This is a genomic window from Staphylococcus sp. HMSC072B07 (genome assembly GCF_001815505.1).
Lineage (GTDB): Bacteria > Bacillota > Bacilli > Staphylococcales > Staphylococcaceae > Staphylococcus > Staphylococcus simulans.
On sequence record NZ_KV820937.1, the window covers coordinates 1 to 6,272 of the forward strand.

Below are 6,272 nucleotides of genomic sequence, written 5' to 3' on the forward strand. Positions count from 1 at the left end.
TGTTTTTTCCTTTAAGTGTTTGTTGCTCAATACCTGCGTATTTTGCACGTTTTAAATCTTCTGATAAGTTCAGTAGGAACTCCATCTCTTTCTGTGAAAAATCTAATAATGTTAGGAAATGTCTATTTCTTAAGTTTTGCATTCTAATACAACTCCTCTATGTGATTGATTTCACATTAATTGTAAACGCTTTCTATTGGTTTCGTCAATGAAATTTTGCACAATTATTTAGTTATAACTTTAAATTTGTCTGAGAAGTTAACGTTATGCATAAGGTGTCTTTAAAGGTGCATTTTTAGCGATAACAAAAAGAAAAATATTCATTTATTTGTATGAATATATGACTCGCTTTTATTTGTATTACCTATTCCGTGTAAGTTAACCCTTTTTTGTTCAAAATCAACAAAAATTAATAGAAAGAAAATCGCTGAATTCCTATACTTTCAGCATTTTAAACGTGGAAATAAAAAATATTTCACATGAGCTTAACAAAAACTTAAAAATAGATTGATTTTGGTTAAAAGTAATATAAGATAGTGTTATATAAGAAAATAAATGTCTCCATTAGACATCTATGATACTTACAACTAAGACAGAGCGGAGAGATATCAATGAAAAAACTTTGGTTAATTGTAATCAGTGCATTATTTTTATTAGCGGGCTGTTTCGGTTTGAAATCACATGATCAATCAGACGAAACAATTAAAAAAGGTAAAGCCACTGATCAAATGCAGACATTCAAAATTGGACAAATAGTAGATGCCGATGGTGTGGATGTTCAAGTTATCAAAGCGGAATACATTAATAACTACAGTGATATTGATGCACCAAAGAACGGGAAAGCATTACAAGTAACTTTGAAATTTAAAAATAATAATAAACCAAAAGTGGTTGTGGATTCTAGCGCATTCGCAATGACGATTAGAGGAGAAACGTATCCAGACTGGGTTGGCGGTAATCATTCAGAAGGAAGTTTCACGCATCAACTCAGTCATGGAAAAACTGCAGTAGAATCTTTGACGTTCGATGTACCAGACGCTAAAGTCTATACATTAGAAATGGATGCGCAGTTTAAAAAGAAAAATGTTAAAGGTAAATGGAACATCCACCAAGCAATGATTAAAAAAGGTGACAGTCAAAACGATACAAATAAAGCAGCAGCATCTGATACTAAAGAGAAAAGTTCTAAAAAATCATCTAAAGAAAAAGACTATCCTTATTCTGCAGATGAATATAATGCGTTAGTTGATTTATACAATGCCTTCACAAAAGGTGAGCGTATGAACCATGTCACACGTGGAGTTACGAACAAAGAATACAATGATTTAGCTGATCGTGTAGATAAATTGCTAGAAGATTATGGAGAAGAGCTTGATGCTGCATATCAAAAAGCAGTAAAAGAAGAAGAGGCTGAATGGCAAAAAAATCAAGATCGTATCAATAAAGAGTTTGAAGCAGAAATGAAACGCCAAGATGAAGTCAATGCGCGTGAAGAAGCACAACGACGCAAACAAGAAGAGGCGGAACAACGTGCTTATGAAGCTCAAGTACAACGTCAAAATGAACAAGCTGCACGTGAAGCAGAAGCACAAAAACAACAAAATACGAACAATCAATCTCAAGATGATTCACAATAATTGAAAAAGCTGCCTATGGCAGCTTTTTTATATTTATACATAGTATTAATCTGAATTACCTATAATCCAAAGTATCAATTAAAAAATATTCACTAAACCTTCATAAATATTCGAAAAAAGATTGCTTTTACTTAAAAGTATTATAAAATATTCCTATAAAGACAATTTGATGGTAAATGCATTGAAATGTCATCGTTTCACAACTAAATACAGAGCGGAGAGAGAAAGATGAAAAGACTTTGGTTTTTGATGATTAGTGTATTATTTTTATTAGTTGCCTGCAGTGGCGCAAAGTCTGAAGAAAAGACAGAAGGTACAGAAGCAAGAGGTAAAGCAACAGAAGAAATGAAAACATTCAGAGTAGGGCAAATCGTTGATGCTGACGGTGTAGATGTTCGAGTAGTTAAAGCAGAGTATGTAAATGATTATGAAGATTACGAAGCACCTAATAACGGTAAAGTATTAAAAGTGACATTGAAATTTAAAAACAATAACAGCGATCAAGTACTTGTAGATTCTAGCGCATTTACAATGAACGTCAGAGGAGAAACGTATCCAGATTGGATTGGCGGAGATGGTACAGACGGTATTTTCTCTCATCAATTAAACCAAGGTAAAACTGCGACAGGCACTTTAACATTTGATGTTCCAGAAGCCAAAGTCTATACCTTAGAAATGGACACGTATTTTAAAACTGCAAATGTTAAAGCGAAATGGAACCTTCATCAAGCAATGATTAAAGATGGCAGTTATAATGAAGCTGACAGCCAATCGGATACGAAGAAAGATAAAACAAAAGCTGAAGACGATAGCGAGGATTATCCATACACAGCAGAAGAATACAATGCGTTAGTAGATGAATATAACGCATTAACAGATGGAGAAAGAATGAATCACGTCACACGTGGTGTTACAAATAAAGAATACAACGATTTAGCAGCACGTATTGATAAACTTTATGATGAATTAGAAGCAGAATGGGATAAAGAATATCAAAAGCAACTTGAGCGTGAAGATGCAGAATGGCAAAAAAATCAAGATCGCATCGATAAAGAATTCGAAGCAGAGATGAAGCGCCAAGATGAAATAGATGCACGAGAAGAAGCACAAAGACAAAAACAAGAAGAAGCGGATCAACGTGCCTATGAAGCAGAAATGAAACGTCAAGACGAACAAGCAGCACGTGAGGCACAAGAACAAGCGAAATTAGATGCAGAACTTCAAAAACAAGAAGAAGCAGCAGATCAAGCGATGTTAGAAGAGTAGATAGAAATAAATTTTAGTTTTAAAGGTGAGTTATAAAAATGGATGAGTTAAGATATGAAAAACCTAGAAACCGTATCGCAGAAATTGTATTAGGCATTGTCGGCAGTATATTTGGGATTATTGGTGGGATTTCCACATTAATGGTCGCAAGTGCGAATGAAGCTGTCGGAAATGCTGGAAGCAGTGATATCTATACGTTAGGTATTATCGTTATATTGATGAGTATAGCGACATTCATAATTAGTTGTTTAATTAAGAGAAAGCGTGTATTAATGAGTATCTTGCTCATTATCGCAGGTGTACTAGACTTTTTCTTAATTGGTATCTATGGAATCATCGCAGGTATTTTAATCTTAACTGCGGGTGTCTTAGCGTTATTACGAAAATAATGCAGTTATAATCAGCATATACATGTGTTGTTATGTGTTGAAAACAGTTACTTTAAGAATAAAGATAATTATATTTCTCAAGCAGAATGGGTTAAGTTATGGCAAAAAGCACTTAAGGTTAACTGTGGAACAGCTGAGAAAAGATTAGTCCGAGATAATCCTTATCAATTACCTAAAAAGAAATGGGTATATAAAGCTACTTGGGCAAAACGTTATTAAAATAAAAAAAGTCCGCTTTTGGCGGGCTTTTTTATATGAAAAAAATAGACGATATTATTACGATACTAGCTATAATGGCAATAATTGCACTTACTTTCATTTTTCTTATAGTTGCTATACCTAAAGATAAAAATATCATTGATTGAAAGAAATATTGCCATTGTATTGGCATTTTTAATATATCAGCAACATTAAGAAATACTGTGATAATTGATAGCATAGAAATTATTAAAAAGGTAATTTCATATAATTTAAAATTTCTAATGTTCATCTTTTTACCTCCAAGTATCCCCTCTTTTTAATTATAATATATAACTGTAAGAACATTCGTCATGATATTATCATAAGAATTTAGTGTTGTCTTTTTTGGTTTTTTTTAGAAACGAGTTGAAAACGAGTTTCTTCTTGTCTTTATACATATTAGTAATAATTTAAAAATGTATGCATATTTTCCTTATGCTCTTACAAGAAAATTAACCCCAAATCTAAATTTTGATATTTTTTACAGAATCTTGCTCCTGTTGGAACTAAAAATCGAGTTGATTTTTGAGTAATTTTATGTAATATTTTAGTTTGCATGTAAATGGGCAGTGTCTAAAAATCAGACACTGATTTTGATTGAACTTTTGCTTTTTAGAATCATGATATATTTATTTAGCTCTCATTTGCGTTTTAAGAGCTGATAAATAATTTCGGATAAAAAACTCTGTAAATATCTTACGGAACTTCAGAATGTCCCCTTAAAATTAAAAATAAGGGCATTAAAAAAATAAAAGCCATCCCAAATAAAATTGGATTGGCTTTTTTCTTTCGTACGGTCTATTTATTTTTCCTTCGACGCCGTATCGTCGATGAAATTCAAAAAAGTTATGGGCTATAAATCTACATCACTTTTTAAAAAATGCAGTAGCAATATTCAACACAAATTAATTTTTGTAACTGCTCGGAATATCTCAAGCCGTTTCTTTGAATTTAAAATAAGAAAATTGACGAAGAGCGATTGCGATTTCAGCACACGTTCGGACAGAACGTATAAGTGCGCCCTCACAGGATTTAACTAGATTATAACGGCGAAAAGTAGACCTGTAAAGCAAAAACTATTGTGATAAGATTTGCTGGAAAGGAGTTTTATTTTTGAAAGTCTTTTTATCTTTTATGTATTTTTTTATCTCATTTTTTGTTTTGCAATCTTTATTAGATTTAATATTGCCGATTGAGTTTAACTTGTATGCAAATTTGATTTCCGCATTATTTTTTACACTACTTATGACGCCGTTTTTTGTTGTGTTGAAAAGATTGAAAAACAAAAAGTAGAACACGCATTTATGCCGAGAAAATTTATTGATCAATGAGAAGAACCCTTAACTAAACTTGTAGACGAATGTCGGCATAGCGTGAGCTATTAAGCCGACGATTCGACAAGTTTTGGGGTTGTTAAGGATTTAGAGGCTCATTGTCAATAAAGCAATTGGAATTAAGTAATAAAAAACGTGTCTTAATGGGTGTTTTACTTGTTATAGGAGGCGTACTAAACTTTATTTTCATTGGTTTATTCGGAATTTTATCTGGTATTTTAATACTTGTTGCAGGTATTTTAGCATTAGTACGTAAATAAGAAGAATGATTGGGAGCTGCCGCATCGGCAGCTTTTTAAATTGTTGGAAAAATAGACAATTGAAGATTTCACAACAGAGATTTCTAATAGGTTTGAGTTATGCTATACTATTTTAATCATTGTAGGAAAGAAGGGCGCGCATGCTGTTTTTATTTTTACTGGGTTTAGTTGCAGGAATGGTGGTTCCTGTACAAACTTCTATTAATACAAAACTAATACGCTATACACACTCATCATTTTATTCTTCAGCAATCTCATTTTCAGTCGGCGCTCTATTTTTATTCATTGTAAACTTGATTATTGCACCTGGTCACTTCACATTAAGTTTCTTTTCTGGTCAATCGTTTAATTATACGTGGTTCGTTGGAGGACTATTAGGTGTCTTATTCTTAACAGGAAATCTATTACTGTTTCCAAGGCTAGGTGCGTCATTGACAGTCATTATAACCATTGCTGGACAAATCATTATGGGTGTGATGATTGATACCTTTGGTTGGTTAGGAGCTAAAATAGAACCATTCACATTCTTAAAGCTGATTGGTGTCTTATTGTTATTTATTGGCATCATTGTGATGAATTATGTTAAACATCAACCTAAAGAAGAAAAAGCTAATAAAGTCTTACCATGGTTAGTCATAGGATTTATCTTTGGGTTTGCACCACCGATTCAAACTGCGATCAATAGTCAGTTAGGACAACAAGTACATAGTTCGTTATTTGCGTCATTAATTTCATTCTCTGTAGGGGCAATCGCATTAATTGTCATTACAGCGTTTGTAAATCGTTCATTTAAATTATCAACTTATGAACCAGAAGTAGGTAAAATCAAACCAGTTTATTTTATTGGTGGGGTACTTGGTGTGGTATTTGTCACAGCGAATATCGTTTTAATGCCATATTTAGGTGCCGCATTAACGACTATTGTCGGAATGCTGGGCCAAATGTTAATGGGTGTCATAATTGATCACTTCGGCATTTTAGGTGCGAAGAAAAACAAGATTAATGTACGTAAGATTTTTGGAATCATATGTATCTTCATAGGCATCGTCTTACTAAGATTCTTCTAAATTCATATTAAAAAGAACGTTTTTACGACAGGTAGAAACGTTCTTTTTGTGTGCGCTCGGCATGATTAACAACTTGATG

6 protein-coding genes and 2 pseudogenes are annotated in these 6,272 nt (G+C 32.8%); 6 read left to right on the forward strand and 2 right to left on the reverse strand.

Annotated elements, in window-relative coordinates; all coding sequences use genetic code 11:
* Nucleotides 1-142 (reverse strand): annotated as a pseudogene (locus tag HMPREF3031_RS13080) (ornithine carbamoyltransferase subunit F); the annotation flags it as partial.
* 469 nt (nucleotides 143-611) lie between these two features.
* On the opposite strand from HMPREF3031_RS13080, the gene HMPREF3031_RS10185 reads away from it, so the two are divergent.
* From HMPREF3031_RS10185 to HMPREF3031_RS13485, 4 genes and pseudogenes are all read left to right on the forward strand, one after another.
* Entirely contained in the window at nucleotides 612-1,637 is a 1,026-nt protein-coding gene (locus HMPREF3031_RS10185) for a DUF4352 domain-containing protein (RefSeq protein WP_060804075.1), read from the forward strand.
* 228 nt (nucleotides 1,638-1,865) lie between these two features.
* Nucleotides 1,866-2,903, forward strand: coding sequence for a DUF4352 domain-containing protein (locus tag HMPREF3031_RS10190; protein WP_057510292.1), 1,038 nt, complete (start codon nucleotides 1,866-1,868; stop codon nucleotides 2,901-2,903).
* 38 nt (nucleotides 2,904-2,941) lie between these two features.
* Nucleotides 2,942-3,292: a DUF4064 domain-containing protein gene (locus tag HMPREF3031_RS10195; RefSeq protein WP_002480069.1), complete on the forward strand. Its 351-nt coding sequence runs from the start codon at nucleotides 2,942-2,944 to the stop codon at nucleotides 3,290-3,292.
* A 3-nt stretch (nucleotides 3,293-3,295) separates the two neighbouring features.
* Nucleotides 3,296-3,415: pseudogene (locus tag HMPREF3031_RS13485) on the forward strand (protein rep); the annotation flags it as partial.
* Between the two features lie 127 nt (nucleotides 3,416-3,542).
* Here HMPREF3031_RS13485 and HMPREF3031_RS10200 read toward each other — a convergent pair.
* Complete coding sequence (locus HMPREF3031_RS10200) at nucleotides 3,543-3,782, reverse strand: hypothetical protein (protein ID WP_002480068.1); 240 nt, start codon at nucleotides 3,780-3,782, stop codon at nucleotides 3,543-3,545.
* Between the two features lie 1,182 nt (nucleotides 3,783-4,964).
* Between HMPREF3031_RS10200 and HMPREF3031_RS13490 the strand changes: the two genes are divergently transcribed.
* Both HMPREF3031_RS13490 and HMPREF3031_RS10210 read left to right on the forward strand, forming a co-directional pair.
* The gene (locus HMPREF3031_RS13490) at nucleotides 4,965-5,126 is read left to right on the forward strand and encodes a hypothetical protein (protein WP_002480067.1); all 162 of its coding nucleotides are present in this window, start codon (nucleotides 4,965-4,967) and stop codon (nucleotides 5,124-5,126) included.
* A 140-nt stretch (nucleotides 5,127-5,266) separates the two neighbouring features.
* Nucleotides 5,267-6,193, forward strand: coding sequence for a DMT family transporter (locus tag HMPREF3031_RS10210; protein ID WP_002480066.1), 927 nt, complete (start codon nucleotides 5,267-5,269; stop codon nucleotides 6,191-6,193).
* Nucleotides 6,194-6,272: the final 79 nt, after the last annotated feature.

Bases quoted from the DNA above. Each gene is read 5' to 3' on its own strand.
- HMPREF3031_RS10185 (WP_060804075.1), top strand. From the start codon at position 612: ATGAAAAAACTTTGGTTAATTGTAATCAGTGCATTATTTTTATTAGCG.
- HMPREF3031_RS10190 (WP_057510292.1), top strand. From the start codon at position 1,866: ATGAAAAGACTTTGGTTTTTGATGATTAGTGTATTATTTTTATTAGTT.
- HMPREF3031_RS10195 (WP_002480069.1), top strand. From the start codon at position 2,942: ATGGATGAGTTAAGATATGAAAAACCTAGAAACCGTATCGCAGAAATT.
- HMPREF3031_RS10200 (WP_002480068.1), bottom strand. From the start codon at position 3,782: ATGAACATTAGAAATTTTAAATTATATGAAATTACCTTTTTAATAATT.
- HMPREF3031_RS10210 (WP_002480066.1), top strand. From the start codon at position 5,267: ATGCTGTTTTTATTTTTACTGGGTTTAGTTGCAGGAATGGTGGTTCCT.